This window comes from Nocardia aurea (genome assembly GCF_003123685.1).
Taxonomy (GTDB): Bacteria; Actinomycetota; Actinomycetes; order Mycobacteriales; family Mycobacteriaceae; genus Nocardia; species Nocardia aurea.
Window position 1 is genome coordinate 42,286 of the sequence record NZ_QCYJ01000170.1, and the last position, 24,373, is coordinate 66,658.

General features: G+C 67.0%; 25 protein-coding genes. 17 read left to right on the plus strand and 8 right to left on the minus strand.

Going from position 1 to position 24,373, the window contains the following annotated elements; translation table 11 throughout:
• Positions 1–8: 8 nt before the first annotated feature.
• Positions 9–740 carry a dienelactone hydrolase family protein gene (locus DAT37_RS39890; RefSeq protein WP_109530139.1) on the minus strand — a complete coding sequence of 244 codons (732 nt, stop codon included), beginning with the start codon at positions 738–740 and terminating at the stop codon, positions 9–11.
• A gap of 248 nt (positions 741–988) precedes the next feature.
• On the opposite strand from DAT37_RS39890, the gene DAT37_RS39895 reads away from it, so the two are divergent.
• Positions 989–1,903 carry an aminoglycoside phosphotransferase family protein gene (locus DAT37_RS39895; protein WP_109530140.1) on the plus strand — a complete coding sequence of 305 codons (915 nt, stop codon included), beginning with the start codon at positions 989–991 and terminating at the stop codon, positions 1,901–1,903.
• A 6-nt stretch (positions 1,904–1,909) separates the two neighbouring features.
• On the opposite strand, the gene DAT37_RS39900 is transcribed toward DAT37_RS39895, so the two are convergent.
• Entirely contained in the window at positions 1,910–2,458 is a 549-nt protein-coding gene (locus tag DAT37_RS39900) for an AAA family ATPase (protein ID WP_157978942.1), read from the minus strand.
• A 41-nt stretch (positions 2,459–2,499) separates the two neighbouring features.
• On the minus strand, positions 2,500–3,096 hold the full coding sequence (locus tag DAT37_RS39905) for a serine/threonine protein kinase (protein ID WP_198654680.1): 597 nt from the start codon (positions 3,094–3,096) through the stop codon (positions 2,500–2,502).
• A gap of 403 nt (positions 3,097–3,499) precedes the next feature.
• Between DAT37_RS39905 and DAT37_RS45140 the strand changes: the two genes are divergently transcribed.
• From DAT37_RS45140 to DAT37_RS39915, 3 genes are all read left to right on the plus strand, one after another.
• The gene (locus tag DAT37_RS45140) at positions 3,500–3,673 is read left to right on the plus strand and encodes a hypothetical protein (RefSeq protein ID WP_198654681.1); all 174 of its coding nucleotides are present in this window, start codon (positions 3,500–3,502) and stop codon (positions 3,671–3,673) included.
• A gap of 83 nt (positions 3,674–3,756) precedes the next feature.
• Positions 3,757–5,403 (plus strand): alkaline phosphatase D family protein, encoded by a 1,647-nt coding sequence (locus DAT37_RS39910; RefSeq protein ID WP_109530142.1) that lies wholly within the window; start codon positions 3,757–3,759, stop codon positions 5,401–5,403.
• 49 nt (positions 5,404–5,452) lie between these two features.
• Positions 5,453–6,058 (plus strand): HAD family hydrolase, encoded by a 606-nt coding sequence (locus DAT37_RS39915; RefSeq protein ID WP_109530143.1) that lies wholly within the window; start codon positions 5,453–5,455, stop codon positions 6,056–6,058.
• Between the two features lie 34 nt (positions 6,059–6,092).
• Here the strand turns inward: DAT37_RS39915 and DAT37_RS39920 are convergent, their stop codons facing one another.
• Positions 6,093–6,734, minus strand: a complete 642-nt coding sequence (locus DAT37_RS39920; RefSeq protein WP_109530144.1) for a TetR/AcrR family transcriptional regulator — start codon at positions 6,732–6,734, stop codon at positions 6,093–6,095.
• A 107-nt stretch (positions 6,735–6,841) separates the two neighbouring features.
• Between DAT37_RS39920 and DAT37_RS39925 the strand changes: the two genes are divergently transcribed.
• Both DAT37_RS39925 and fabG read left to right on the plus strand, forming a co-directional pair.
• Entirely contained in the window at positions 6,842–7,990 is a 1,149-nt protein-coding gene (locus tag DAT37_RS39925; protein ID WP_109530145.1) for an acyl-CoA dehydrogenase family protein, read from the plus strand.
• Between the two features lie 38 nt (positions 7,991–8,028).
• Positions 8,029–8,781, plus strand: a complete 753-nt coding sequence (gene fabG, locus DAT37_RS39930) for a 3-oxoacyl-ACP reductase FabG (protein ID WP_109530146.1) — start codon at positions 8,029–8,031, stop codon at positions 8,779–8,781.
• A 60-nt stretch (positions 8,782–8,841) separates the two neighbouring features.
• On the opposite strand, the gene DAT37_RS39935 is transcribed toward fabG, so the two are convergent.
• The 4 genes from DAT37_RS39935 to DAT37_RS39955 all read right to left on the minus strand — a co-directional run bounded on the left by DAT37_RS39935 (position 8,842) and on the right by DAT37_RS39955 (position 13,711).
• A complete protein-coding gene (locus DAT37_RS39935) occupies positions 8,842–11,151 on the minus strand; it encodes an ATP-binding cassette domain-containing protein (protein ID WP_109530147.1) in 2,310 nt (769 codons plus the stop codon).
• A gap of 286 nt (positions 11,152–11,437) precedes the next feature.
• Positions 11,438–12,328 carry a TIGR03621 family F420-dependent LLM class oxidoreductase gene (locus DAT37_RS39945; protein WP_109530148.1) on the minus strand — a complete coding sequence of 297 codons (891 nt, stop codon included), beginning with the start codon at positions 12,326–12,328 and terminating at the stop codon, positions 11,438–11,440.
• A 64-nt stretch (positions 12,329–12,392) separates the two neighbouring features.
• A complete protein-coding gene (locus DAT37_RS39950; protein WP_109530149.1) occupies positions 12,393–12,629 on the minus strand; it encodes a hypothetical protein in 237 nt (78 codons plus the stop codon).
• A gap of 8 nt (positions 12,630–12,637) precedes the next feature.
• Positions 12,638–13,711 carry an SDR family oxidoreductase gene (locus tag DAT37_RS39955; RefSeq protein ID WP_109530150.1) on the minus strand — a complete coding sequence of 358 codons (1,074 nt, stop codon included), beginning with the start codon at positions 13,709–13,711 and terminating at the stop codon, positions 12,638–12,640.
• Positions 13,712–13,840: 129 nt separating this feature from the next.
• Between DAT37_RS39955 and DAT37_RS39960 the strand changes: the two genes are divergently transcribed.
• The 11 genes from DAT37_RS39960 to DAT37_RS40010 all read left to right on the plus strand — a co-directional run bounded on the left by DAT37_RS39960 (position 13,841) and on the right by DAT37_RS40010 (position 24,337).
• A complete protein-coding gene (locus DAT37_RS39960) occupies positions 13,841–14,461 on the plus strand; it encodes a TetR/AcrR family transcriptional regulator (RefSeq protein WP_232840286.1) in 621 nt (206 codons plus the stop codon).
• Between the two features lie 99 nt (positions 14,462–14,560).
• Positions 14,561–14,872: a nuclear transport factor 2 family protein gene (locus tag DAT37_RS39965; protein ID WP_109530359.1), complete on the plus strand. Its 312-nt coding sequence runs from the start codon at positions 14,561–14,563 to the stop codon at positions 14,870–14,872.
• A 50-nt stretch (positions 14,873–14,922) separates the two neighbouring features.
• Positions 14,923–16,065: an alkaline phosphatase family protein gene (locus DAT37_RS39970; protein ID WP_109530151.1), complete on the plus strand. Its 1,143-nt coding sequence runs from the start codon at positions 14,923–14,925 to the stop codon at positions 16,063–16,065.
• A gap of 124 nt (positions 16,066–16,189) precedes the next feature.
• On the plus strand, positions 16,190–16,504 hold the full coding sequence (locus DAT37_RS39975; protein WP_109530152.1) for a hypothetical protein: 315 nt from the start codon (positions 16,190–16,192) through the stop codon (positions 16,502–16,504).
• 198 nt (positions 16,505–16,702) lie between these two features.
• Entirely contained in the window at positions 16,703–17,923 is a 1,221-nt protein-coding gene (locus tag DAT37_RS39980) for a sigma-54-dependent transcriptional regulator family protein (RefSeq protein WP_109530153.1), read from the plus strand.
• 84 nt (positions 17,924–18,007) lie between these two features.
• Positions 18,008–19,525, plus strand: a complete 1,518-nt coding sequence (exaC, locus tag DAT37_RS39985) for an acetaldehyde dehydrogenase ExaC (protein WP_109530154.1) — start codon at positions 18,008–18,010, stop codon at positions 19,523–19,525.
• Positions 19,526–19,545: 20 nt separating this feature from the next.
• Positions 19,546–19,950: a DUF779 domain-containing protein gene (locus DAT37_RS39990; RefSeq protein ID WP_109530360.1), complete on the plus strand. Its 405-nt coding sequence runs from the start codon at positions 19,546–19,548 to the stop codon at positions 19,948–19,950.
• A 624-nt stretch (positions 19,951–20,574) separates the two neighbouring features.
• Complete coding sequence (locus DAT37_RS39995) at positions 20,575–22,998, plus strand: sensor histidine kinase (RefSeq protein ID WP_232840287.1); 2,424 nt, start codon at positions 20,575–20,577, stop codon at positions 22,996–22,998.
• On the plus strand, positions 22,976–23,371 hold the full coding sequence (locus DAT37_RS40000; protein ID WP_109530156.1) for a roadblock/LC7 domain-containing protein: 396 nt from the start codon (positions 22,976–22,978) through the stop codon (positions 23,369–23,371). The genes DAT37_RS39995 and DAT37_RS40000 overlap by 23 nt, the downstream gene beginning before the upstream one ends.
• Complete coding sequence (locus DAT37_RS40005) at positions 23,368–23,742, plus strand: DUF742 domain-containing protein (protein WP_109530157.1); 375 nt, start codon at positions 23,368–23,370, stop codon at positions 23,740–23,742. The genes DAT37_RS40000 and DAT37_RS40005 overlap by 4 nt, the downstream gene beginning before the upstream one ends.
• On the plus strand, positions 23,723–24,337 hold the full coding sequence (locus DAT37_RS40010) for a GTP-binding protein (protein ID WP_109530158.1): 615 nt from the start codon (positions 23,723–23,725) through the stop codon (positions 24,335–24,337). Before DAT37_RS40005 ends, DAT37_RS40010 begins: the two co-directional genes overlap by 20 nt.
• Positions 24,338–24,373 lie beyond the last annotated feature (36 nt).

The window sequence follows — 24,373 nt, forward strand, 5'->3', positions numbered from 1 at the left end:
GGACCGACTCACTTCAGGTGCCGCGCGAAGAACCGGTTCGCCTCCTCGCCCGCGAACTGCGGAACACCGGTGTGCCCGCCCATATTGGCGTGCAGCGTCTTCTCCTCGGAACCCAAAGCGTCGAACAGGTCCAGTGCCATTCGCCGGTCGTTTCCTTCGTCGTCCCATTGCAACAGGACATGCAGCGGAATGGTGACCTGGCGGGCCTCCTCGAACATGATGCGCGGCACGAAACTCCCGGCGAACAGGACCGCGGCCGAAATACGCGGCTCGACCACCGCCAGCCGGACGCCGACGGAGATCACCCCTCCCGAATACCCGACCGGACCACCGATCTCGGGCAGCGACAGCAGGGCGTCCAGCGCGGATCGCCATTCCGGGACGGCTTGGTCGACCAACGGCAGGACCAGCCGGTCGACGATCTCGTCGGCGACCGGCTCACCTGCGCCGATCGCCCGGCGCAGGTCCACGCGGGCCTGCTCGGCGGCGGCAGAACGAGGTCGGTCACCGCTTCCCGGGAGTTCGATGGTGGCGGCGGCGAAACCCTCCGCCGCGGCGTGCCGTGCACGGGCCACCAGCCGGGGGTGCATCATCCGGAGTCCGCCGGGATGGCCCATCAGAATCAGCGGCGCCGGTGCGGAGACGGATCCGGGCGTCCACAGGAAGCCGGGGATCTCACCGAGGGTGAATTCGCGCTCGCGGACGCCGTCGTCGAGGCGCTGTTCAGAAATGAATTGCATGGTCGTGCCTTTCGGGAGTGCACTGGAAACGGCGCTCCCGGACGACCTATCGCCCGACCGTGACCCCGGAGAGGAGCACCCACGTCGATACAGCGTTCACGGGTACCACCTCCTCGTTCTCTCGCACGGTCTCCGGGAGGTTAGCAGTGGCGGGCCGTGGACCGCCACGGGTTTATCCGCAACCCCGATGGCGGCCCTGGCGTATCGGACGCGCTCACCGTTTCGGTCGCCGACTACCGTCGATCCGCATGACGCACAACGAGATCGAGATGACAGCGGAGTTGGTGCGGGAACTGCTGCGTGACCAGCATCCCGACCTGGCCGATCATCCCGTGCGGCTCGGTGCGCGCGGCTGGGACAACCAGCTGTGGCGCCTCGGCGACGACCTCGCCGTTCGATTGCCCTGGGCAACGGAATCGGCGGATGCGTTACTGCACAAGGAGTACAGCTGGCTGCCTACCCTCGCTCCGCGACTTCCGCTGCCGGTTCCGGTGCCGCAGCGCTTCGGTGAACCCTCCGAACGGTTTCCACGACCGTGGATCGTCACCACCTGGGTGCCGGGCGAGCCCGCCGACCGCGCCCCCGTCACGCGCGCTACGGAAGCCGCGACCACCTTGGCCGCCTTCTTGACGGCCCTTCACCGACCCGCGCCCGAACACGCGCCCACCGGACGCGACCGTGGCGCGCCGCTGGGCGACCGTTCCGGACTGTTCGCCGAGCAACTCGCCTCGGCTACCGCACTGGGACTGATCCCCGACCCGGACGCCGTCCGCGCGGTCTGGGACGACGCGGTCGCCGCGCCCGCCTGGACCGGCCCGGCGATGTGGCTGCACGGCGACCTGCATCCGGCCAATGTCCTGACGGCGAACGGCACGATCTGCGGCGTGATCGACTTCGGCGATCTCTTCGCGGGCGACCCCGCGTTCGATCTCGCCGCCGCGTGGATTCTGCTGCCCGACGGTGCCACCGACCGCTTCCATGACGCCTACCGCCCGACCCCGGACGCCGCGACCCTGCGCCGTGCCCGCGGCTACGCGGTGCTGCGCGCCTTCGCCGGCATCTTCATCGGAGACGCCGGAGTCCACGGCCGAGCGGGTGGCAAGCCGACCTGGGGTCCACCCGCCCACGCCGCATTGCGACGCCTGATCGCGACCCAGCACTGACCATCGCTACCCGAACGTCGCTGCCCTCCGGGCCTTCACCGCCTCGATCCCGATACGGTCGGCCAGGCGCGCGCAATCGACCGGGCCGGTGGTATCGACGACGAGCGTCGGTGTCAGTTCGAGGGGTGCGGCCTGTGCCGCCCAGGCGTCCCAATCGTCGGCCAGCCGCTGCTCGTCTCGATGGAGGGCCGCGCGGTTCCGGTTCGCGTAGCGGGCCTTGGCCAGATCGGCGGGCACGTCACACCAGATCTCGACGGCGTGTGATGCGCCGGTTCTCTGGATTCCGGAGTCGGCGAAATGGAGGTCGCGCGGTGTGAACCACCACGAATCGATGACCACGGTGCCCGGGATCGCCTGAGCCATAGCCCAGACCGTGTCCATCGCGATTCCGCCGAGCGCGTGCAGATCGTCGGAATCATCGAGACAGGCCGCGAGGGCTTCCTTGACGACATCCTTCGACAGGAACCGCGCGTTCAACGTCCGAGCCAACGCTCGGCCCAACGTCGACTTGCCCGAACCGGGAAGACCGTTGACCAGCACCAGGAGTTTGTCCACCGAGTCATCATGACCAACCTTTCGGTGGAACACGGCGACAACTAATGTCGCGGCGGGTATTCCGCGTGGATATCGCCGCCGAACACCTTCCGGTAGAAGGCGTTCGTTCTGGCGGCGGCCGGTGCGTGCCGGAGCAGAATCGCGGCCACGACCGGCGGCACCTCGTCCGGTATGTCTCCGGAAGCGCATCGAAGCACGTACTCGTTGCGGTCGACCGGGACGCCGCTGGTCGGCATCGGTATCCAGCACACATCGGTCACCAACCAATTGACCAACCGCATGGCGGCGTAATCGGCGTCATGGGTGACGTGACGTTCGGCGAAATCGCGTTCGGCGGCCGAGAGGTCGAAATGCGGGGAGGTAGCCAGACCGAAATCGGTGAGATATATCCGCTGCCCGTCGCTGCGCATATTGCCGAAGTGGCCGTCCATGTGCAGCAGTCCCCGATCGTCGAGGAAAGTGACGATTTCCGACAACTCCCGCTCGATTACGGGGGCCGCGTCGACCGGGTCCTCGCGCAGCCGGTCCAGGATCGGGTGCGCGATGTATTCGCAGAACAGCACGAGGCTGCACGACGCGACGGCCAGCGCTTCGAGGCGGGCACGCACGGCGGGGCTGCCACCGAAGCCGGCGACCACCGCGTCGACGTCGGCGTGTTCGTCGGCGATCGGCGACCGGCGACCGGCCGGGAACCGGCCTCGCGAGACGACACACGGCGATATCCGCTTCGCCGTGATCGCCTACACGCAGCGACACGACAACCGGCACGTCTGGGCATTGTTCTCCGGTCACCGAAGCGTCACGGTTACCGAAGCGGGGGAAAATGATGGTCACGGCAGGTTTACGCGCGAAATGACCGCCCGTCGGTTTATTTCGCGAACTGTTACGGGGTAACTGCTCGATAGCTCACCCGTGTTCGCCTCGGTATTTTCCCGCGCTCATCTTGATGTTTTCGTGTCTGGTAACTCTTGCGTTCCCGGCGAACACTGAGAGGCGATCCGCTAGAGGAATTCAACCGGTACGAGCAAAGGAAGTCACGATATGTCTTCGAAAGCCAGACGGGTGTTTGCTGCCACCGCCATCACATTGTCTCTGGGCGTCATCGCGGCTCCGATCGCATCGGCCGCGACCCCCTCGTCCACCTCCCCCGGCGTCACCCAGGCCGGATCGGTCGTCTTCTGCTTCCCGCTGGGAAGTGTCGAAGTCTGCTTCTGACCCGCTCGCCGAACCACAACCGCATCGTCGACGGGGCAGCTCCGGAATCGGAGGGGCCGTCTCCAGTTGATCTACCCTGAGATATGGCCCTGTCCCGCAGGCGATTGATACAGATGGGCGCTGCCGGCTCGGCAGCGCTACTGGCCGGTGCGGCGAATGCCTCCAGTGCGCGATTCGCCGCACCGCGCCTGCTCGGTGACCCCTTCTCGCTCGGTGTCGCCTCGGGCGATCCCACCCCGGACGGGGTGGTGCTGTGGACGCGACTCGCCCCCGACCCGTTGGCTCCCGACGGGCTCGGCGGGATGGCGCACGCGCCCGTCACCGTCGATTACGAGATCGCCCACGACGCGCACTTCCGTCTGATCGCCGCGCGCGGCAGTGCCGTGGCCACTCGCGAACTCGGCCACAGCGTGCACCCGGAGGTGCACGGACTCATGCCCGACCGCTGGTACTTCTATCGATTCCGCGCGGGTTCCGCGATCTCACCGGTCGGGCGGACCCGCACCGCGCCCGCGCCGGGACAGGCCGTCGAACGGATGCGATTCGCCTTCGCGTCCTGTCAGTCCTGGAGTTCCGGGCATTTCACCGCCTACCAGCACATGGCGGCCGAGGATCTCGATCTCGTCGTCCATCTCGGCGACTACATCTACGAGAAGACCTTCACCAGGGGACGCGCGGACGCGCCGCTCGCACCGTTTCCCCGCGAAGAAGCGGTCGACCTTGCCGGATACCGGCTGCTCTACGCCCAGGGCAAGTCCGAGCCCGCGCTGCGGGCCGCGCACGCGGCGTTCCCCTGGGTCGTCACCATGGACGATCACGAGGTCGACAACAACTGGGCGGGCGATTCCCCGGGAACCGGACTCGACATCCATCGGTTGCGGTGGCTGTACCGTCGCCGCCGCGCCGCCGCCTTCCAGGCGATGTACGAACACCAACCGCTACGGCTCGCGCAGATGCCGTCCGGCCCGTCGCTGCGCCTGCACCGCCGCTACACCTTCGGCGATCTCGCCGACCTGACCATGCTCGACACCCGCCAGTACCGCACGGCGCAGGCATGCGGCGACGGCGGCCTGGTCGAGGACTGCGAGGACCGCTTCGCCACCGACCGCACAATTCTCGGTGCGGCGCAACGGGATTGGCTGCTCGACGGTTTCACCCGTTCGACCGCGCGATGGCAGATCATCGGGAATCAGGTCGCGATGGGACAGTCCGATTACGACCCCGGACCCGATATCGCCGTCGGCACCGACGGATGGGACGGCTACGTGGCCGACCGCGACGCCGTCCTGGGCGCCGCCGCCCGGCGCGAGGTGGACAATATGGTCGTCATCACCGGTGACCGCCATCAGAACTGCGCGGTCGATCTGCGCGACGACTACTCCGATCCGCGATCACCGGTCGTCGCCTCGGAATTCATCGGGACTTCGATCAGCACCGGCCGCGACGGAGCCGATATGAACGACACCGGGCGCCTGTTGCTCGCCGCTAACCCGGACGTAAAATTCTTCAACGCGCAACGCGGCTACGTCCGCGTCGAACTGGATCATCGATTGTGGCGCAACGATTTCCGGGTCGTTCCCTACATTCGCACGCCCGGTGCGCCGATCAGCACCCGCGCCGGATTCGTGGTCGAGGCGGGCGTGCCCGGCGTGCGTCAGGCATGGCGACCCGACGATCCGGTCGACGCACCCGAGGACAACGCGGCACTGGCCGAGCCGCCGCCGCGATGAGTAGCGAAGCTCACCCGGACCGGGCGCGTATCGGCGATAGAGTCGTGCGGTGACGTTCACGGTGGGCTTCGACCTGGATATGACGTTGATCGATTCGCGCCCCGGCGTCGCGAAGGCCATCGACCGGGTCGGCGCGGAATTCGAGCTGGCCTTGGACGGGGAGGAATTCTCGAACCGGCTCGGTCCGCCGTTGGCACTGTTGCTCGCAGAGGCGGGCGCGCCGGAAGCGCTGATTCCGGCGCTGGTCACCCGATATCGCGAGCTGTATCCCTCGATCGTGCCGCATGTTCCGGCACTGCCGGGCGCGGAGGCTGCGATGGCCGCGGTGCGCGAGCGTGGCGGGCGTGTTCTCGTGGTCACCGGCAAGCATCAGCCGCTGGCGCAACTGCACCTGGACGAACTCGGCTGGGACGTCCATCATCTGGCGGGCGATCTCTGGTCGGCGGGCAAGGCCGAGGTGCTGCGCACCTACGGTGCGAGCATTTTCGTCGGCGACCACGCGGGCGATATGGTCGGCGCGCGCACCGCCGAGGTTTTCGCGGTCGGCGTGACCACCGGCCCGTGTGACGCCGAGGAACTGCGCGAGGCGGGCGCCGACGTGATCCTGGGCGACCTCACCGAATTCCCGGACTGGCTGACCGCGCGCGCGTCCTGAACCACCATCCGCCGCGTTGTTCGCGCCCGAGCGTTCACTGCGTCGAGGCGCGCAGCACTTCGAATCTCAGCGTGAGTCCGTCGAGCAGCGCCGCCAGTCCGGTTTCGAAGGCGGCGTCATCGATGTCGCGCTGTTTTCCGGCGAGCAGATGCGCCTCGCCCAGGTGCGGATACGAACCCCGGTAGACCGAGGCGTCGTCGGGGAAGCCGCCCGCGAACGATCCGAGGGTCGATCCGGTGACGAAGAACCGCATGAGCGCGCCGACCTGGGTGGCCTCGCGGCGTGGCCATCCCGCCGCGACCAGTCCGCCGAAGACAGCATCGGCCTGACGTAGCGCGTTCGGGCGGCGGCCCATGCCCTGGTTCAGAGCCGGAACGAGATTCGGATGGTGCGACAGTGCCGTCCGATAGGACCTGGCCCAGGTGCGCAGCGCCCCGTACCAATCGGGCCCGCCGTCGAACATCGACAGGTCGACGGTGCCCAGGACGGTGTCGACCATGGCGTCGAGCAGTTCGTCCTTGGTGGCGACGTGGTTGTACAGCGAGGGCCCGCGCACGCCGAGCGCGGTGGCGAGGCGGCGGATCGATACCGCGTCGAGCCCTTCGGTATCCGCGAGCTCGAGCGCGGCCGCGACAATGCGGTCACGACTGAGCAGCGGGGTGCGCGGACGGCCCATTCTCACCTCTCGACGACGTCGGGATACCCAATCTAATCGAAACTTGCACCGTAAGTTTACGGCGGCTAGCCTCGACGCTAACTTGCACCGTTAGTTTTGGGAGTCGCATGAATCTCGAACTCTCCGACGAGCAGTCCGCCGCCCGCGCGCTGGCGTCCGATTTCGTCGATCGGGAGATCGTCCCGCACGCCGCGGCGTGGGATCGAGCGGAGTCGGTCGACACCGCGATCGTGCGCGCACTCGGCGACGTCGGATTCCTCGGTTTGACCATCCCCGAGGAATTCGGCGGCAGCGGCGGTGATCACCTGACCTACTGTCTGGTCCTGGAAGAACTCGGACGCGGTGACTCGGCGGTACGCGGCATCGTCTCGGTGTCGCTCGGTTTGGTCGCCAAGTCGATCCACTCCTTCGGCACCGACGAGCAGAAACACGACTGGCTCCCCCGACTGACCGCGGGAACCGCTCTCGGCTGTTTTGCGCTCACCGAACCGGGCACCGGCTCCGACGCCGCGCAGTTGCGCACCACCGCCGTCCGCGACGGCGACGACTGGGTGCTGTCGGGCACCAAGATCTTCATCACCAACGGCACCTGGGCCGATGTCGCCCTGGTCTTCGCGCGCACCGGCGGCGAAGGGCACCGGGGAATCACCGCGTTCCTCGTGCCCACCGACTCCCCCGGCTTCACCGCCCGCCCGATCCACGGCAAACTCGGGCTGCGCGGCCAAGCCACCGCCGAACTGGTCATCGACGGCGTGCGCGTACCCGACAGCGCCCGCTTGCACAGTGTCGGCAAGGGTTTCGGTGTCGCGATGGCGGCGCTGGCCAAAGGCCGGATGTCGGTGGCAGCGGGCTGCGTCGGACTGGCCAGGGCCTGCCTCGAAGCGGCGGTCGAATACTCGACGCAGCGTGAACAATTCGGCAAACCCATCGCCGGTCACCAACTCGTGCAGGAATTGCTGGCCGATATCGCGCTCGACGTGGACGCGGCCCGACTGCTGGTGTGGCGCGTGGCCGACCTGATCGATCGCGGCCGGGAATTCGCCGTCGAATCGTCCAAGGCCAAACTGTTCGCCAGCGAAGCCGCCGTCCGTTCCGCCGACCGGGCGCTCCAGGTATTCGGCGGATACGGATTCATCGACGAATTCCCCGTCGGCAAATACCTGCGCGACGCCAAGGTGACGACCCTCTACGAAGGCACGAGCCAGATCCAGAAACTGTTGATCGGACGTGCGCTGACCGGCGTGAACGCGTTCTGACACCGGTGCACACCGAAATCCCTCGAGGAGTGAAGAGAATGAACGGATTCACCGCCCGCACCGCCGTGGTCACCGGCGCGGCCCAGGGCATCGGCGCGGCCACCGCGGTACGTCTGGCCGCCGAGGGCGCTCGGGTCGCCGTCCTGGATCGTGAACCGCCCGAGGACACGGTCGAGCGGATCGTCGCGGCGGGCGGGCAGGCGACGGCCTACGTCTGCGATGTCACCGACCGTGCCACGGTGCGCGAGGTGTTCGCGACGATCGCGCAGGAACTGGGCGGTCCGCACATCCTGGTCAACAATGCCGGGATCACCCGCGACGACCTGTTCTTCCGGCTGTCCGAGGACGATTGGGAGTCGGTGCTCACGGTGAACCTCACCGGCGTCTTCCACTGCACCCAGGCCGCGCAGAGATACATGGTCGCCCAGCGCTACGGCAGGATCGTCTCCCTGTCCAGCCGCTCGGCACTGGGCAATCGGGGCCAGGCGAACTACGCCGCGGCCAAGGCCGGAATACAGGGACTCACCGCGACCCTGGCGCTCGAACTCGGCGCGTACGACATCACGGTGAACGCGGTCGCCCCCGGCTATATCGCCACCGCCATGACCGCCGCCACCGCGGAGCGGGTCGGCATGTCGGCCGACGAGCACCGCGAGAGCGCCGCCGCGCGAACCCCGCTCGGGCGCGTCGGGCGGCCCGAGGAGGTCGCCGCGGTGATCGCCTTCCTCACCAGCGACGACGCCTCCTACGTCAGCGGTCAGACCCTCTATGTCAACGGCGGCGCCCGCTGAGTTCGCGCGCCGGGTCGTGATGTGCGTCGACCGCTGCGTCGGCGCACGGCCACGATCCGGTCAGCTCGCCTTATACCGGCGCAGGTACTCCCCGGTGAGTGAGCGCGGATGGTCGAGCAACGCGGCCGGGGTTCCGGTGAACACGATCTCGCCGCCGTCCTTGCCGCCGTCGGGGCCCAGATCGATCACCCAGTCGCAGTGGGCGACCACGTCGAGATTGTGTTCGATGACGATGACCGTGTTGCCCCGGTCGACGAGGCCGTCCATCAGCGCGAGCAGCGTGTCGACGTCGGACATGTGCAGGCCGGTGGTCGGCTCGTCGAGAACGTAGACGGTTCCGGTGTTCTGCAATTGGGTGGCGAGTTTGATGCGCTGACGCTCACCGCCGGACAGCGTGCTCATGGCCTGCCCGAGACTCAGATAGTCCAGGCCCACTTCGTTCATCGTGCGCAACTTCGCGTGCAATGCCTTCTCGGTGAAGAATTCCAGCGCTTCCTCGGCCGACATCGCCAACACGTCGGCGATGGATTTGCCGCGAAGGGTGTGCACGAGTACCGCGTCGGAGAATCGACGCCCGTCGCAGGCGTCGCAGTGGGTGGTCACCGGATCCATGTAGGCGATCTCGGTGATGATCACCCCGCGCCCCTCGCACTGCCCGCAGGCACCGTCGGAGTTGAAACTGAACAGCCCCGGCGACTCCCCCGTCGCCTTGGCGAACAGTTTGCGAATCGGGTCCATGAGGCCGAGATAGGTCGCCGGGGTGGATCGCGAGGAGGCCGCGATGGCCGACTGGTCGACGAATATGGCGTCGGGATGGGTGCGCACGAAGACATCGCGGATGAGACTGCTCTTGCCCGAGCCCGCCACGCCGGTGATCGCGGTGAGGATCCCGGTCGGGATATCGACCGAGACATCCTTGAGGTTGTGCACGTCGGCGTGTTCGATGCGCAACGCGCCGTCGGCCTTCCGGAAACTCCGCTTGACCCGGAACTGCCGTCGCAGACCGGCGCCGGTGGGGGTGTCGGCGACGCGCAACTGCTCGAAACTGCCCTCGAAGACCACATTGCCGCCGTGCACGCCCGCGCGCGGACCGACGTCGACGATATGGTCGGCGATCCGGATGACATCGGGATCGTGTTCGACGACGAGCACGGTATTGCCCTTGTCGCGTAGTGCGCACAGCAGCGAGTTCAGTCGCCCGACATCGCGCGGGTGCAGGCCCACACTGGGTTCGTCGAAGATGTAGGTCAGGCCGACCAGGGTGCTCGACAGGTGTTTGATCATCTTCAGTCGCTGCCCCTCACCGCCGGACAGGGTCGAGGTCGCACGATCGAGGCTGAGGTAGCCGAGTCCGATATCGGCGACCCGGCGTAGGGCGGTGCGGATGGCGTCGGCCAAGCCGAGCGCGGCGGGGTCGCTGATCTCGTCGAGCACCGTCATCAGGTCGGTGATCTGCATCGCCGACCAGTCGGCGATGTTGCGTCGGTCGATCTCGGTCGCCAGCGCGGCGGCGTTGAGCCGGGCGCCGCGGCAGGTCGGGCAGACGCCGTCTGTGAGGTATTTCTGCATCTGTTCGCGGGTCCGCTCGCTCAGCGTCGAGGTGTCGCGCTGGAGCCGGGTGCGGGTGAATTTGGCCGCGAGCCCTTCGTAATTCGCTTCCCAGGTGCCCTTGGCGAAGGACACCTCGACCTTGCCGCCCGTGCCGTAGAGGAAATCGTGGAATTCCTCCTCGCTGTAATCCGACAATTTCTTGTCCGGGTCGAAACGCCCCGATTTGCCGTAGAGCTGCCAGTCTCCGCTGCCGACCGCGTAGCCGGGCAACAGGATCGCGCCCTCGTTCAGTGATCGACTCCGGTCGAGCATGCGGCCCGGATCGGCGCGCACGGTGTAGCCGAGTCCGTCGCAATCGGGACACATGCCCTGGGGCACATTGAAGGAGTAGTGGTAGACGAATCCGGCCGAGGGACTGCCGAAACGCGCGAACATGGCGCGCACCATCGAGTAGATGTCGGTCATGGTGCCCACCGTGGAGCGAGGTCCGCCGCCGACCGGCTGCTGATCGATGATGACCGGCGCGTTGAGGCCCTCGATCGCCTCGGCGTGCGGGCGCTCGTAGCGCGGCAGGAAGTTCAGGATGAATGCGGGGAACGTGGCGTAGAGCTGACGCTGGGATTCCACCGCGATGGTGTCGAAGACGATCGAGGATTTCCCGGACCCCGAAACCCCGGTGAAGACCGTGATCTTGTTCTTCGGAATCTCCAGCGACACATTGCGCAGATTGTGCTCGCGAGCACCGATCACCCGGATGGTCTCGTCACCGCGCTCGAGAAGTGCGGGATAGGCGGAAGCGACGGAAGCGGAAGAAGGCATGCGTACAACATGCCAGGCGACACCGACAAAATGCCCCGTGTGATGTGATGTAAATCACAATAATGCTCTATGTGCATGCTGCGCGGCGCACGCTAATCATGTTGCTCAGCAAGTGGTTTCGATTTCGAACCAGCCACGGCTCCGTAATATCGAGACGTGAGCGCCGACCCGTACTGGAACCACAACACCCACTACCACCGCTGGCTGCTCGACCGGATTCCGTCGACCGCGCGAACCGCACTCGATATCGGCTGCGGCGACGGTCTGCTCGGAGTAGGAACAGATGTCAGTCGAGTGAGCGCAGGATCTCCATGGCGGGAGCGAAGGTTTCCATGCTGGGCTCGAGCACGGTGAAGTAGCCGAATCCGTAGGTTTTCCGCAGGTCGACCACACGGTCGGCGATCTCTTCCGGGGAACCGACGAGGACGATGGGTAGCCGCTCGGGCCGTCCGTCGACGTCGGCGGGCAGGATCGCACCGAATTCGGCGACCGAGGCGGGCACCTCACTGCTCGGCAGGACCCACTGGATCAGCAGATTGAATTCCACCTCGTCCACGCGCGCCCCGAGTCGGTTGCGCGCGAAGGCCACTCGATCGGCCATCTCGGCGGGACCGGCGACCCGCAGGGCTCCGGCGGCCGTGGTCGCCGCCCCGGTGAACGCCACGATATCGGCGTGTTCGGCGGCCACCGACAGCAGTCGATCACCCCAGCCCGCCACGAGCAGCGGCGGACCGGGCCGCTGCACGGGACGGGGCACGTACTCGGGGTCGGCGAACAGTTTCCGCAACGTGGTGACCGTCCGCTCCAGATGGTCGACCCGCGCGCCGCCACTCTCGAACGGGATGCCCGCCGCCTCGAATTCCGCCTTCACATAGCCCGCCCCGAGGCCCAATTCGATCCGGCCGTCGGTGAACAGGTCCGCGGTCGCGACGTCACGGGCCAGCAGGGTCGGGTTGTAGAACGGCGTGTTCAGGACGAAGGTGTTCAGCCGCACCCGCTGGGTGGCCTCGGCCGCCAGGATCATCGCCGGAAAGGGAGCAGGCACGCCGAGATGATCGGCGATCCCGATCACGTCGTAGCCGAGTTCCTCCGCCCGCCTGCATTTCTCGACCCAGGCGGCCCGGGATTTCGGGACCACCATATTGACGCCGAATCGGAATCCACGCTGCGCAGTCACGGTTCCTGTCTACCGGGCCCGCCTCCATCCCGCCATCGGCCACGCGGTCCGCCCGCCGAGAGGTTCAGCACGGAGCCAACGCTCCGGCGGCCAGAGCGACCGAGAACAATGCCGCCACCGTCGCCATCGCGGGAACGGGTCGGCGCAGGGCCTTCGTCGTGGCGTTTCGAGCCCGCCCGGTCACGCGGACCAGACGGGAACGCAATGTCCGCGTCCGCGCGGAGTCTCCCGGCGCGGCGGCCCGCCCGCGGACCCGGCGCACGATCCCGACGACGGTGACGATCAGTGTCGCGATCAGCATCTCGCCCCCTACACGCTCGCCGGTTTCACCTCGCGCGCGACGACCGCGCCCCGGGGCACCGGCACCACGCCCGATTCGATCAGGCTTTCGGCGGTGTCGAGCAGGGAATCCCGCACCGGCCGCATCGTCCACCCGAGTTCGGCTCGCGCCTTGTCGGCACGCACGTGTTCGGCGCGGCCGAGGGTCGGCACGACCAGGCGAATACCTTTGTCGGCCAACGCGACCGTGCGGATCAGCCAGTCCGGCAGCACTCTGGTGGTCACCCGGAATCCGCGCGGGTTGTATTCGTCGGCCAGTATCCGGGCCATATCGGCCATCCACATCGGTTCGCCCGCGCAGATGTAGCGATTGCCCGCCGCCTCGGGGGTCTCCATGGCGAGCCGGTGCGCGACCGCGAGATCACGCACGTCCACCGGAGCCCACGCGACGCGTGGCGAACCCGGCGCGTCCCTGACCAGCAGCCTGCGCACCGGTTCGTGCGAGGTGCTGGTGACCGTCGCGCTCTGCACCGGGCCGAGGACCATACCCGGATTCACCACCGCCAGTTCCAGTTCGCGCCCGGCGGGTTGGTTCTCGATGAACTCCCACGCGGCCCGTTCGGCCAGGGTCTTGCTCTTCTGGTAGGCCGGAACCCGGTCGACCACCGACCAATCCGCCTCGGTCCTGGGCTCGTCGACGTCGTGGCCGTAGGCGACGGCGGCGACCGAGGAGGTCAGGACCACGCGGCGCACGCCGGGATCGGCCGCCGCCGCGCGCAGGACCCGCAACGTTCCCTGCACGGCGGGCCGCACGAGGTCGTCGTCGTCGGCCGGTGGCGCGGTCGGGAACGGTGAGGCCACGTGCACGACGTAGTCGCAGCCCGCGACGGCGTCGGCCCAGCCGGTGTCGTGATCGAGGTCGGCGGCGACGAATTCCAGTTCGCCGCCGAGACGTTCGGCCAAGGTGATCAGATGTGCGCGTCGGTCGACCTTGCCGAGGTCGCGAACCGTGGCCCGCACGGCATAGCCGTGTTCGAGCAGTTCGGCGATGCAATGGCCCGCGACGAATCCCGTCGCGCCGGTGACGAGTACCCGTGTGCTCATATGCCTGTCCATTTCGGAGGTGTCGGTGCGACACTTGAACTGAGCGCCGCTCAGATAATCTAAGCACCGCATAGATTATCTGTCCAGCGTTCTCCCGGGGTCGTCCCGACAGCGTTCGCATACGCTCGGATGGTGAAGCGGACCAGCTACCACCACGGCGCACTGCGCGACACGTTGATGGACGCCTGCCTGCGCCTGATCGACACCGAGGGCATCGCCGCGGTGAGTCTGCGCCGGGTCGCCCGGGAAGCGGGCGTCAGCACGGGCGCGCCCTACCATCACTTCGCCGACCGCGCGGCACTGCTGGCCGCGCTGTCCACCCAGGGATTCGAACTGCTCGCCGCCGAACTCACCGCGACCCGCGCCGCCGCGACCGGCGATCCGATGGACACGCTCGCGGCATTGGCCGCCGCCTATGTGCGGTTCGCCCGCGAACATCCGGCACACTTCCGCCTCATGTTCCGCCCCGAACTGTCCCAGCCGGAAAAACATCCGGACACGATCGTCGCGGCCGATGCCGCGTTCGCGCTCCTCACCGACGCCATCGCCGACTCGGTCGCCGCCGGATTGCTACCGGCCGCCAAAGCCGAGATACTCGGCCTGACCTGGTGGGGAATCGGACACGGCCTCGCCTCGCTCTGGACCGACGGACACCTGGAGAAGCGCAGCGCCGAACTCGGCACCACCGCTCCCGAACTGGTCGACGACATCCTCCGCACGCTCACCGATCTGATCTCCGGCCCGCGCTGACCGCGTCGCGGCCCACGCGCGAGCCCGACTGACCCTAGAGTGGGATGCGGGATGTTTGCTTCTCGTTACTCGCACACCGATCACGAGAGGATGACCGAGATGACCGCACCGCTGAATCCGGTGGTCGAGAAGTTCGTGACCGCACTCAACGAACACGACCGCGATCGCTTCTACGGCCTGCTCACCGAGGACGCCACCATGTCCGACGACGGCGTCGAACGCAATCTCGCCCAGTGGACCGACTCGGAAGTCTTCGACAGCAACGGCCGCATGCGAATCGAGGACGTCGTCGACGGCGGTACCGAACTGGTGGCCGACTACACCAACACGCGCTGGGGGTCGATGCGGACCAACTGGCGATTCATGGTCCGCGACGACAAGATCTTCCGGTTCGAAACCGGGCAGGCCTGATATCCCCTATCCCTTGCTCGGGACGCGTCGGTCTTGGCAGGCTGAATACCGTGTTCGACGCGCCCCGCTACGGTTCGGGTTCCCTGTCAGATCTGTTCCCTTCCGTACTCGCCTGCCTCGGGGTGCCCGGTGAGGTGGACCGCCTCGGCCTCGGCCTGACCGCGCGACGCGTGTGCGTCCTGCTGATCGACGGTCTCGGGGCCGAGGCGCTGACACAGCGCGCCGCGGCCGCGCCATTCCTGAGCGGCGGCGAGCCCGTCACTCTCACGGCCGGATTCCCCAGCACCACCGCGACGAGTATCGCCTCGCTCGGCGTGGGAGTACCGCCCGGCAGCCACGGCATCGTCGGCTATCTCATGCGCGTACCCGGACACGACCGACTGGTCAATTCACTGCGCTGGCGGCTCAACGGCGAAGGCCCGACGGTCGACCTCTCGCGAGAACTCGTCCCGGAGCGATTCCAGCCGACGGCCACCGTTTTCGAACGGGCTGCCGCCGACGGCATCGCCGTCACCCAGGTCGCCCCCGGCTACCAGGCGACATCCGGTCTGACCCGGGCGGTGTTGCGCGGCTGCGCATTCCGGCCGAGCCTGTCGTTCGGCGATCTGGTCGACGGCGTCGTCACCGCACTGCGCGCGAGTGATCGCGCGCTGGTCTACGCCTACCACGGCGATCTCGACACGACCGGCCACGTGCGAGGACCGTCCTCGGACGCGTGGTCGTACGAACTCGCCCACGTCGACCGTCTCGTCCAGACCATCGCGGCACATCTGCCTCCCGACGCCGCCCTGCTGGTGACGGCCGATCACGGCATGGTCGAGCTGGAATCGACCGTCGATTTCGACACCGTCGCCGAAATGCGTGACGGTGTAGTGCAACTCGGCGGCGAGCCTCGGGCCCGGCACGTCTACACCGCCGACGGCGCCGCCGCCGATGTCGCCGATGCCTGGATGGGCTGCCTGGGCGCGGACTTCGAGGTCGGCACGCGCGAGGACGTCATCGGTCGTGGCTGGTTCGGTCCGGTCGTCACATCCGAGATCGCCGACCGGATAGGCGATCTCGTGGTCGCCGCGCGCGGTCTGCGCGCGGTCGTGCGATCCGGCGCGGAACCGTTGCAGTCGGCGCTGATCGGACATCACGGCTCACTCACCCCCGCCGAACTGAACGTGCCGCTGCGCACTTTCGCCCGCTGAGACCGCGCGGATCGGGGTCGCCGCCGTCGCCCGCGCGTGCACGCGAGCATCGTGTGCCCATACTCTCGTGGCAATCGCGGCGGCCCACCGCTCGACGATGCCAGAGGAACAGAGGAGCTCGACAATGAACGCCACGGTGGCACGAACCGGATTCACGATGGCGGCGACGGCGCTGCTGCTCACCGGGTGTACCGATATCGAACGGGCACTCAATCAGGGGGGCGACACCCCGTGCAGCGAATACGTCACCCAGGATGCCGACACCAAGCGGATGACGATCACCAAATTCGTCAAACAGCAGACAGGTACCGAACAGGAGCCCTCCGGCACCGTGGTCGACGCGACCATCGTGACCGTCGATGTGATGTGCGCAGGCCAGCGCAATGCCCAGACGCCGATCAAGAACGCCGATGTGGCAGGAATTTTCGTCGTGAAGTAGGACTGTCGACGTCAAGGCCGCTGATCACGATGTCACGGCGCGCTCGCCGCACGAAACCTTCCACGACGTCCGTGCGTACGCAATGATGGGTGCACGAATTCGTGAGTCGGCTCAGCGAACGTGCCGGAGGTCGCCCCTCGGGGCGGATGCGCGGCAGACGGGTGTCGACCGGACAGCACTGACGATGGGGTTCGCGAGGTGGCACCGCACAGCACCCTCCACCGACAACGGGCGGAACTGGAAAGGGAATGGGTCCGGTGGGCGACCGCGTCGCACACCGCGGCCGAATCGACCCCGCGCACCCCGCTGCTGCGCACCGAGGTCGCACAGTCCTGGCAGCGATCCCTGCGGACGGTCGATCCGGGCCGCACGGTCGCGCCGGGACTGGACGACGTCTCGGACCGATGGGCGCGCTCCCCATTGCGCGCGCCCATCACCCAGCTCGGTGATCAACTGCGCGGTATCGCCGAGGACGCCGGATTCGTCGCCGCCGTCACCGACAACGACGGCACCATCGTGTGGACCGGCGGGGACAGGGCCATCAGGAAACAGGGCGAATCGGTGAATTTCGCGCCGGGCGGCTGCTGGAACGAAACGCAGATGGGCACCAACGGTTTGTCGCTCGCGCTGAAGACCGACCGCCCGGTGACGGTGTTCTCGGCCGAACACCTGGTGGCGGCCCTGCACGGCTGGGTGTGCTACTCCGCGCCGGTCCACGGACCGGACGGTCGCCAGCTGGGCGTCCTCGACCTGTCCAGTCGCTGGGAGCGATCCCATCCGGCCATGATGACCTCGGTGCGCGCCCTGGTCGTCGCGGCCGAAACCCTGCTGCGCACCGCGGGGCCCGCACCCGAACCGGGAATTCGGCTCGAATGTCTCGGCACCGCACGGTTGCTGCGCGACGGCAGGCCGGTCCCGCTGCCGCCCCGTCAGCTGGAGATCCTCGCCCTGCTCGCGCTCGAACCCCAGGGGTATGCCCCCGAGCAATTGCACGCCGCCGTCTACGGCGATCGGCCGGTGTCGGCGAGCACGCTCAAAGCCGATGTCTCCCACCTGCGCCGCGCCACCGGCGGCGAGATCGCCAACCGGCGCTACGCGCTGACCGGACCGATGTCGTGCGACGCGGTGGACCTGCTGGCCGCGATCGAATCCGGCGACACCGGCGCGGCGGTCTGGCTCTACCGCGGACCGCTGCTGCCCGGCTCGGACACACCGGGCGTCGCCGAGTGGCGCGACCATCTCGACGTCGGGCTGCGCAACGCGGTGCTGGCAAGCGATCGGGCCGACCACGTCGTGGCATTCGGCGAGAAGGCGCCGGGCGATGTCGAGGTGCACGAGCACGCGCTGCGACTGCTCGGTCCCGACGACGCCCGCCGGGCGCTGGTGGCGGCCAGACTGCATACCGCGCTGCGCGGTTGACCGCCCCGGATTCCTCGCCAACCTCGCACCAACCTTCGCGGGTGATAGTGGCCTCATCAGCGAATTCCGTAAGGAGCGAGCGCCATGATCTATGCCGAGCCGGGGTCGGACGCGGCCATCGTCGGCTTCGCCGCCCGCTACGACAATTTCATCGGCGGCGACTGGGCGGCCCCGGTGGAGGGGCGATACTTCGACAATCCCTCACCGGTCGACGGCGCGACCTTCTGTGCGGTGGCCCGTTCCACCGCCGCCGACATCGACATGGCGTTGGAGTCCGCGCACCGGGCCACCGATTCCTGGGCGGCCACCTCGGCCACCCAACGCGCGATCATTCTGAACAAGATCGCCGACCGGATCGAGAACAGCCTCGAACCGCTCGCCGTCGCCGAGACGTGGGACAACGGCAAACCCGTCCGGGAGACACTCGCCGCGGATCTCCCGCTCGCCGTCGACCACTTCCGTTATTTCGCGGGCGTCATCCGCGCCCAGGAGGGTGGAATCTCAGAAATCGACGCCGATACCGTCGCCTATCACTTTTACGAACCCCTCGGCGTCGTCGGGCAGATCATTCCCTGGAATTTCCCGATTCTGATGGCGGCGTGGAAACTCGCGCCTGCGCTGGCCGCCGGTAATTGCGTCGTACTCAAACCCGCGGAACAGACACCGGCATCGATCCTGCTCGTCGTCGAACTGATCGCCGATCTGCTGCCACCCGGGGTGCTGAACGTGGTCAACGGTTTCGGCGTGGAGGCGGGCAAACCGCTGGCGTCGAGCCCACGGATCGCGAAGATCGCTTTCACCGGGGAAACGACCACCGGACGCCTGATCCTGCAATACGCCAGCGAGAACATCGTTCCGGTGAGCCTGGAGCTCGGTGGCAAGAGCCCCAACATCTTCCTGCCCGATGTGATGGCGCGCGACGACGACTTTCTCGGCAAGGCCGTCGAAGGATTCGTCATGTTCGCCCTCAACCAGGGCGAGGTGTGCACCTGCCCGTCACGGGCCCTGATCCACTCCTCGATCTACGACGAGTTCCTGGCCCGCTGCATCGATCGGACCAGGGCCATCAAGGGCGGCCATCCGCTCGACGACACCACCATGATCGGAGCACAGGCGAGCAACGACCAATACGAGAAAATACTGTCCTACATCGATATCGGCAGGCAGGAAGGCGCGCGCGTGCTCACCGGAGGGGAAGCACGCGAGGTCGACGGCCTGCCGGGCGGGTACTACATCGCCCCGACGATCCTGGAGGGCACCAATACGATGCGTATCTTCCAGGAGGAGATCTTCGGACCGGTGGTCTCGGTGACGCGTTTCGACACCGTCGATCAGGCCGTCCGGATCGCCAACGACACCCTCTACGGCCTCGGCGCCGGAGTGTGGACGCGGCATGCCGACACCGCCTATCGCATGGGACGGGCGATCAAGGCGGGCCGGGTCTGGACCAACTGCTACCACGCCTACCCGGCGCACGCCGCGTTCGGCGGGTACAAGAAATCGGGAGTCGGTCGCGAGAACCACAAGATGATGTTGGACCATTACCAGCACACGAAGAATCTTCTCGTCAGCTATTCCCCCACCGAACTCGGATTCTTCTGATGCGGAATCGGATCCTGCTGATGCACAAACGAGTCCATCGCGTACAACTGACCGAAGCGGCGCAAATCATGTTGCGGCGCCTGATCGAACAGCACGGGCCGGTCTTGTTCCACCTGTCCGGTGGGTGCTGTGACGGCAGCTCGCCGATGTGCTTTCCGACCAGAGAATTCCGGGTCGGCGGTGCCGACATACTGCTCGGACGTCTCCCGTGGCATACCGAATTCTGGATGGGCGGCGATCAGTTCGAGCGGTGGAAACACACCCATCTCACCGTGGATGTCGTCGAGGGCAGGGGTAGCGGATTCTCTCTGGAAGCACCGGAAGGCGTGCGATTCATCGTGCGCTCCCGATTGCTGACCGACGAGGAGCGAGCGGTTCTCGACGCCGGCCCGCCGCCGCCGACCGGAGCCGAACGGCTCACCTGAAACCCGGCGGTGTTTCCGGATCGCTGCGTTTCCGGATTCGCCGTCCGCCGCGCCGGCCGGCTCGACGCAGACCGAGTCGGCCGGCCCCGGGGGCTCGGCGAATACTCGTGTTACCCACGAGTAGTATTCGATGCGCAGATCCGTGCCCGGGCGCGCTTGCGCCACAGCAACCTTCGGCACCCGCCGTCCAACGCCGGTGTTACCGGCGAGTACACTGTCGAGCGGCCGTTTCGGCGAACGTTTTACGTGCGCCTTTACCGGATCGCCGGATGAGGCCCGCGGCGCGAGGTGCTGCGAAAATCCCGCATCCGATGAGAACGTCCTTACCATCTACCTATCGGTAACCTCTCGGCACAGGAAACGTCCCTCTTCCGCCGATCGCTTCCAGCGGCCCCACTACATATCCTTGCGCGCGTTGTCAATTCGAATCGAATCGGTTGAAACCATGCAGCAATTACGGCCGACGTGGGTTATTTTGTTGCAATGTTCAATGCGAGGCCCGGTGTCCGTGCCCGAATACTCGCGATCGCGTTGGTCCCGAGCTTGGTTCTGCTTGTTATTGGTGTGGGTGCCTCCGGCTACCTCGTCGAACGAGGCAGGCACGCGGAGGAGTGGGCGGCCGCGATGCAGGCAACGTCTGTTCCCTCTATCGATTTCGTACGCGCCCTCCAGCTGGAGCGACAGCTCACGATCGCCCGCTTCGCCGGCGACGGGTCCGTGACACCGGCCCTCGCGGCGGCGCGCTCACAACTCGACTCCTCGATCCGCACCCTGTTCAAAGCTTCGGCCGCGCTGGTCGAACTCGGCCTCGTCGAGGTCCAGTCCGAAGGCGACTACGAGGCGAACACGGGCCTGCTCGAGAACATCGCCAAGGCGCGAGTCGGCATCGACGCCGGTGTGATGTCCGCCCTGGACGTCTATCGCATGTACAACCAATTGGGCAATATCGTCACCAGCGGTACCCGATTGACCATGGGCAGCGCCCCGGACGCCGAGATCTCGAGCCTGCTGTCCGACTCCAGGGCGGTGCTCTACACGAGCGAATCGCTCTCCCGCGCCAGCGCCGTCGGCGCGGCGATCGCGTTGAGCGAGGAACCTTTCGCGGTTCCGCTCGAAGATTTCCAGTACGAGATGGGTCTTTACCACACCCAGATCGCCAATCTGGCCTCCGACAGCGATTTCAGCCAGCGCGAGCGTCTGCAGAAACTCATGCAGAGCCCGGCCTGGCAACAGGTGACGCTCATGGAGAACGCGCTCGTGCAGCGCAGCGCGGCCGTGGCCAGTGGCGCCAGGACCACCAGCCTGCCGCCACTTCCGATGTCGACGCCGGAGTGGCAGGCGGCGGCCACACAGCTCAACAACGAGATCCTCGACGTCTACAACGTCCAGTTCCACAACGCGCACGGCCTCGCCGTGGAAGTCGGCAAGAACAACGCGTCGAACTCGGCGTGGGCGGGCGCGGGCGTACTTCTCGTCAGCATCCTGGCTTTCGTCATCGCGCTGCTGCTGGCCAACCGGGTCATCCGCAGGCTCAAGCGACTGCGCAACGAGACGCTGACCCTGGCCAACGAGCGTCTGCCCGACCTGCTGCGCAGGCTGCGCAACGGCGAAACGGTCGATCCGGCGACCGAATCGGGCAACCTCGATTTCGGCACCGACGAAATCGGCGAAGTGGCCACGGCATTCGAACAGGCCCACAATGCCGCGGTCGAAGGCGCCGTCAACGAGGCACGGACCCGCGAGGGCGTGAAACTGGTCTTCCTCAACATCGCCCACCGCAGCCAGATCGTGGTGCACCGGCAGTTGGAGATCCTCGACGAGGCCGAGAACCAGCAGGAGGATCCCGCGCTGCTGGAAACCCTGTTCCGGCTCGACCATCTCGCCACTCGCGAACGTCGTAACGCCGAGAACCTGATCATCCTCGGCGGCGGCCAGCCGGGCAGGCAGTGGCGCAACCCCGTTCCGCTGATGGACCTGGTGCGATCCTCGGTCGGTGAAACCCTCGACTACGCGCGGGTTCGCGTGGCGCGGCTGCCCGAGGCGCATATCGTCGGCACCGTCGTGGCCGACCTCATCCACCTGCTGGCCGAACTCGTCGACAACGCCACCACGTTCTCGCCGCCGCAGTCCAAGGTCGAGATCGCGGGCAACGTGGTCGGCAAGGGCGTCGTCCTCGAGATCAGCGACCAGGGCATGGGTATGCCCGAGGCGGAGCTGACCAGGGTCAACGACATGCTGCGCAACCCGCCGGATTTCGGTGTCGCCACGCTGTCGGCGGATTCCCGGCTCGGTCTGTTCGTGGTCGCGCAGCTGGCGCTGCGCAACGACGTCTCGGTGCGCCTGTCGGAATCCGACTACGGCGGTATCCGCGCGATCGTCCTGCTTCCGACCACGCTGCTGGCATCGGGCGGAGCTCCGGGATTGAGCACGCCGTCCGCGGGCCAACTCGATCCGCGCAGGCAGCGTCACATCACCTCCGCCGCGGATTCCGCGGGTCGACCGGTGGAATCGGAATCCGCGGTACTCACGGCGGCTCCACCCGTCGCGCTGCCCGCGCCGCCGCCCGCCCCCGTGCAGGCACCGGAGCCCGCCGCGCCGCCGTCCTACGTGCCGCCTTCGTATGTGCCGCAGTCCTACACGCCGCAGGCGCCACCGCAGGCGCCACCGCCACCGGTCGAACAGCCTCCGCAGGTGCAGCAGCCCTACGCACCGCAGGCAGCGCCGTCGTACCTGTCGCAGTCCCAGCCGTACGCGCCGCAGGTACAACCGCAGGCTCCGCAGGAACAGCACGCGCAGCCGCAGGCTCAACCACTCGGACCGGACGGAAGGCCGGCACTGCCGCGCCGTAACAGGCAGGCCAGTCTCAACCCCGAGCTGGCGAAAGATCCGACCCCCACCGCCACCCATCAGGTGGTGGAACGTGAACGTTCCGCCGAACAGGCACGAGATTTGATGTCTGCCATCGAGAATGGAACACGGCAGGGCCGCCGTGCGCAGCTCGCCGACGATCAGGAACAGGAAGGCGATGACCGCTCCCAAAACCGGTGATCTCAACTGGCTACTGGACGACCTGGTGGACCGGCTTGCCGGGGTGCGCCACGCCGTGGTGTTGTCCACGGACGGCCTGCTACTCGGCCGCTCGACCAGAATGAGCCGTGACGATGCCGAACATTTCGCTGCGATGTCCTGCACGCTGTACGGATTGGCGCGCAGCGCCGGCGCCCGATTCGAGGGCGGCGGCGTGCGTCAAGCGGTGATCGAACTCGATCACGCCGTGCTGTTCGTGACGTCGGCGGGCGCGAACGCCTGCCTCGCGTTGCAGGCATCCGAAACCGCCAACCTCGGCATGGTCGCGTATGAAATGAACGTCACGGTTCAACGCGTCGGCACCTATCTGTCCACCCCCGCGCGTCTGACATGACACGCCCGGGGGACCAATGGTTCGATGACGCGGCCGGCCCTCTGGTCCGGCCGTACGCCGTGACGCGGGGCCGCACCATGGGCGCCGGGTATGAACTCGACATCCTCACCCTGGTGATGCTCGCCGACCATGCGCCGATCCTGCGTCGTACCGAACCCGAGTACGCGCAGATCATTCGGTTGTGCCATGTGCCCCAAGCGGTTGCCGAGGTAGCCGCTACTCTGAAACTCCCCTTGGCAGTGACCAAGATCCTCGTCGGTGACCTCATCGGCGAGGGCCAATTGATTTTCCGGTCCCCATTGGTTTCGGAGACCGGAACCAGTGATCTCAACGTATTGCGAGCGGTTCTGGATGGCATCCGAAAACTATGACCCGTCCCGGCAGAATCCGGGACCGGCTCCACACTTGGCAGCATCGGTCAAGATCCTCATTGCCGGCGGCTTCGGCGTCGGCAAAACGACTATGGTCTCCGCGATCAGCGAGATCGCCCCACTGCGCACCGAAGAACTCATCACCGAGGTGAGCAGCGGGGTCGACGACCTGTCCGGAGTAGAACAGAAGCACACCACAACGGTGGCGCTGGATTTCGGTCGAATCACCATCGACCGGGATCTCGTTCTGTACCTCTTCGGTACCCCGGGCCAGGACCGATTCTGGTTCCTGTGGGACGAATTGGCCCGTGGCGCACTCGGTGCGGTCGTACTGGCCGACACTCGGCGATTGAGCAATTCCTTCGCCGCGGTCGACTTCTTCGAGCGCAGGGGACTCCCGTTCATCGTGGGCGTCAACTGCTTCGACGGTGCTCCGCGCTACACGATCGACGAGGTGCGCGACGCGCTCGACATCGATCCGCGCACCCCGGTGTTGTTGTGCGACGCCCGTAACCGGGAGTCGACCAAGAACGTGCTCCTCGTGCTGCTGCAGCATCTGATCGAGCTCGCGGGACGCGAACCCGTCTCGACCTGAGTCCCTCACCTTTCGTGAGGCCTCGACCTACGTGCG

Coding starts and splice junctions, on each gene's coding strand:
- DAT37_RS39960 (WP_232840286.1), top strand. CDS start 13,841: ATGGTGAAGCGGACCAGCTACCACCACGGCGCACTGCGCGACACGTTG.
- DAT37_RS39955 (WP_109530150.1), bottom strand. CDS start 13,711: ATGAGCACACGGGTACTCGTCACCGGCGCGACGGGATTCGTCGCGGGC.
- DAT37_RS39925 (WP_109530145.1), top strand. CDS start 6,842: ATGAATCTCGAACTCTCCGACGAGCAGTCCGCCGCCCGCGCGCTGGCG.
- DAT37_RS39920 (WP_109530144.1), bottom strand. CDS start 6,734: ATGGGCCGTCCGCGCACCCCGCTGCTCAGTCGTGACCGCATTGTCGCG.
- DAT37_RS39890 (WP_109530139.1), bottom strand. CDS start 740: ATGCAATTCATTTCTGAACAGCGCCTCGACGACGGCGTCCGCGAGCGC.
- DAT37_RS40000 (WP_109530156.1), top strand. CDS start 22,976: ATGACCGCTCCCAAAACCGGTGATCTCAACTGGCTACTGGACGACCTG.
- DAT37_RS39910 (WP_109530142.1), top strand. CDS start 3,757: ATGGCCCTGTCCCGCAGGCGATTGATACAGATGGGCGCTGCCGGCTCG.
- DAT37_RS45140 (WP_198654681.1), top strand. CDS start 3,500: ATGTCTTCGAAAGCCAGACGGGTGTTTGCTGCCACCGCCATCACATTG.
- DAT37_RS39975 (WP_109530152.1), top strand. CDS start 16,190: ATGAACGCCACGGTGGCACGAACCGGATTCACGATGGCGGCGACGGCG.
- DAT37_RS39935 (WP_109530147.1), bottom strand. CDS start 11,151: ATGCCTTCTTCCGCTTCCGTCGCTTCCGCCTATCCCGCACTTCTCGAG.
- DAT37_RS39995 (WP_232840287.1), top strand. CDS start 20,575: ATGCAGGCAACGTCTGTTCCCTCTATCGATTTCGTACGCGCCCTCCAG.
- DAT37_RS39965 (WP_109530359.1), top strand. CDS start 14,561: ATGACCGCACCGCTGAATCCGGTGGTCGAGAAGTTCGTGACCGCACTC.
- DAT37_RS40005 (WP_109530157.1), top strand. CDS start 23,368: ATGACACGCCCGGGGGACCAATGGTTCGATGACGCGGCCGGCCCTCTG.
- exaC (WP_109530154.1), top strand. CDS start 18,008: ATGATCTATGCCGAGCCGGGGTCGGACGCGGCCATCGTCGGCTTCGCC.
- DAT37_RS39950 (WP_109530149.1), bottom strand. CDS start 12,629: ATGCTGATCGCGACACTGATCGTCACCGTCGTCGGGATCGTGCGCCGG.
- fabG (WP_109530146.1), top strand. CDS start 8,029: ATGAACGGATTCACCGCCCGCACCGCCGTGGTCACCGGCGCGGCCCAG.
- DAT37_RS39990 (WP_109530360.1), top strand. CDS start 19,546: ATGCACAAACGAGTCCATCGCGTACAACTGACCGAAGCGGCGCAAATC.
- DAT37_RS40010 (WP_109530158.1), top strand. CDS start 23,723: ATGGCATCCGAAAACTATGACCCGTCCCGGCAGAATCCGGGACCGGCT.
- DAT37_RS39895 (WP_109530140.1), top strand. CDS start 989: ATGACGCACAACGAGATCGAGATGACAGCGGAGTTGGTGCGGGAACTG.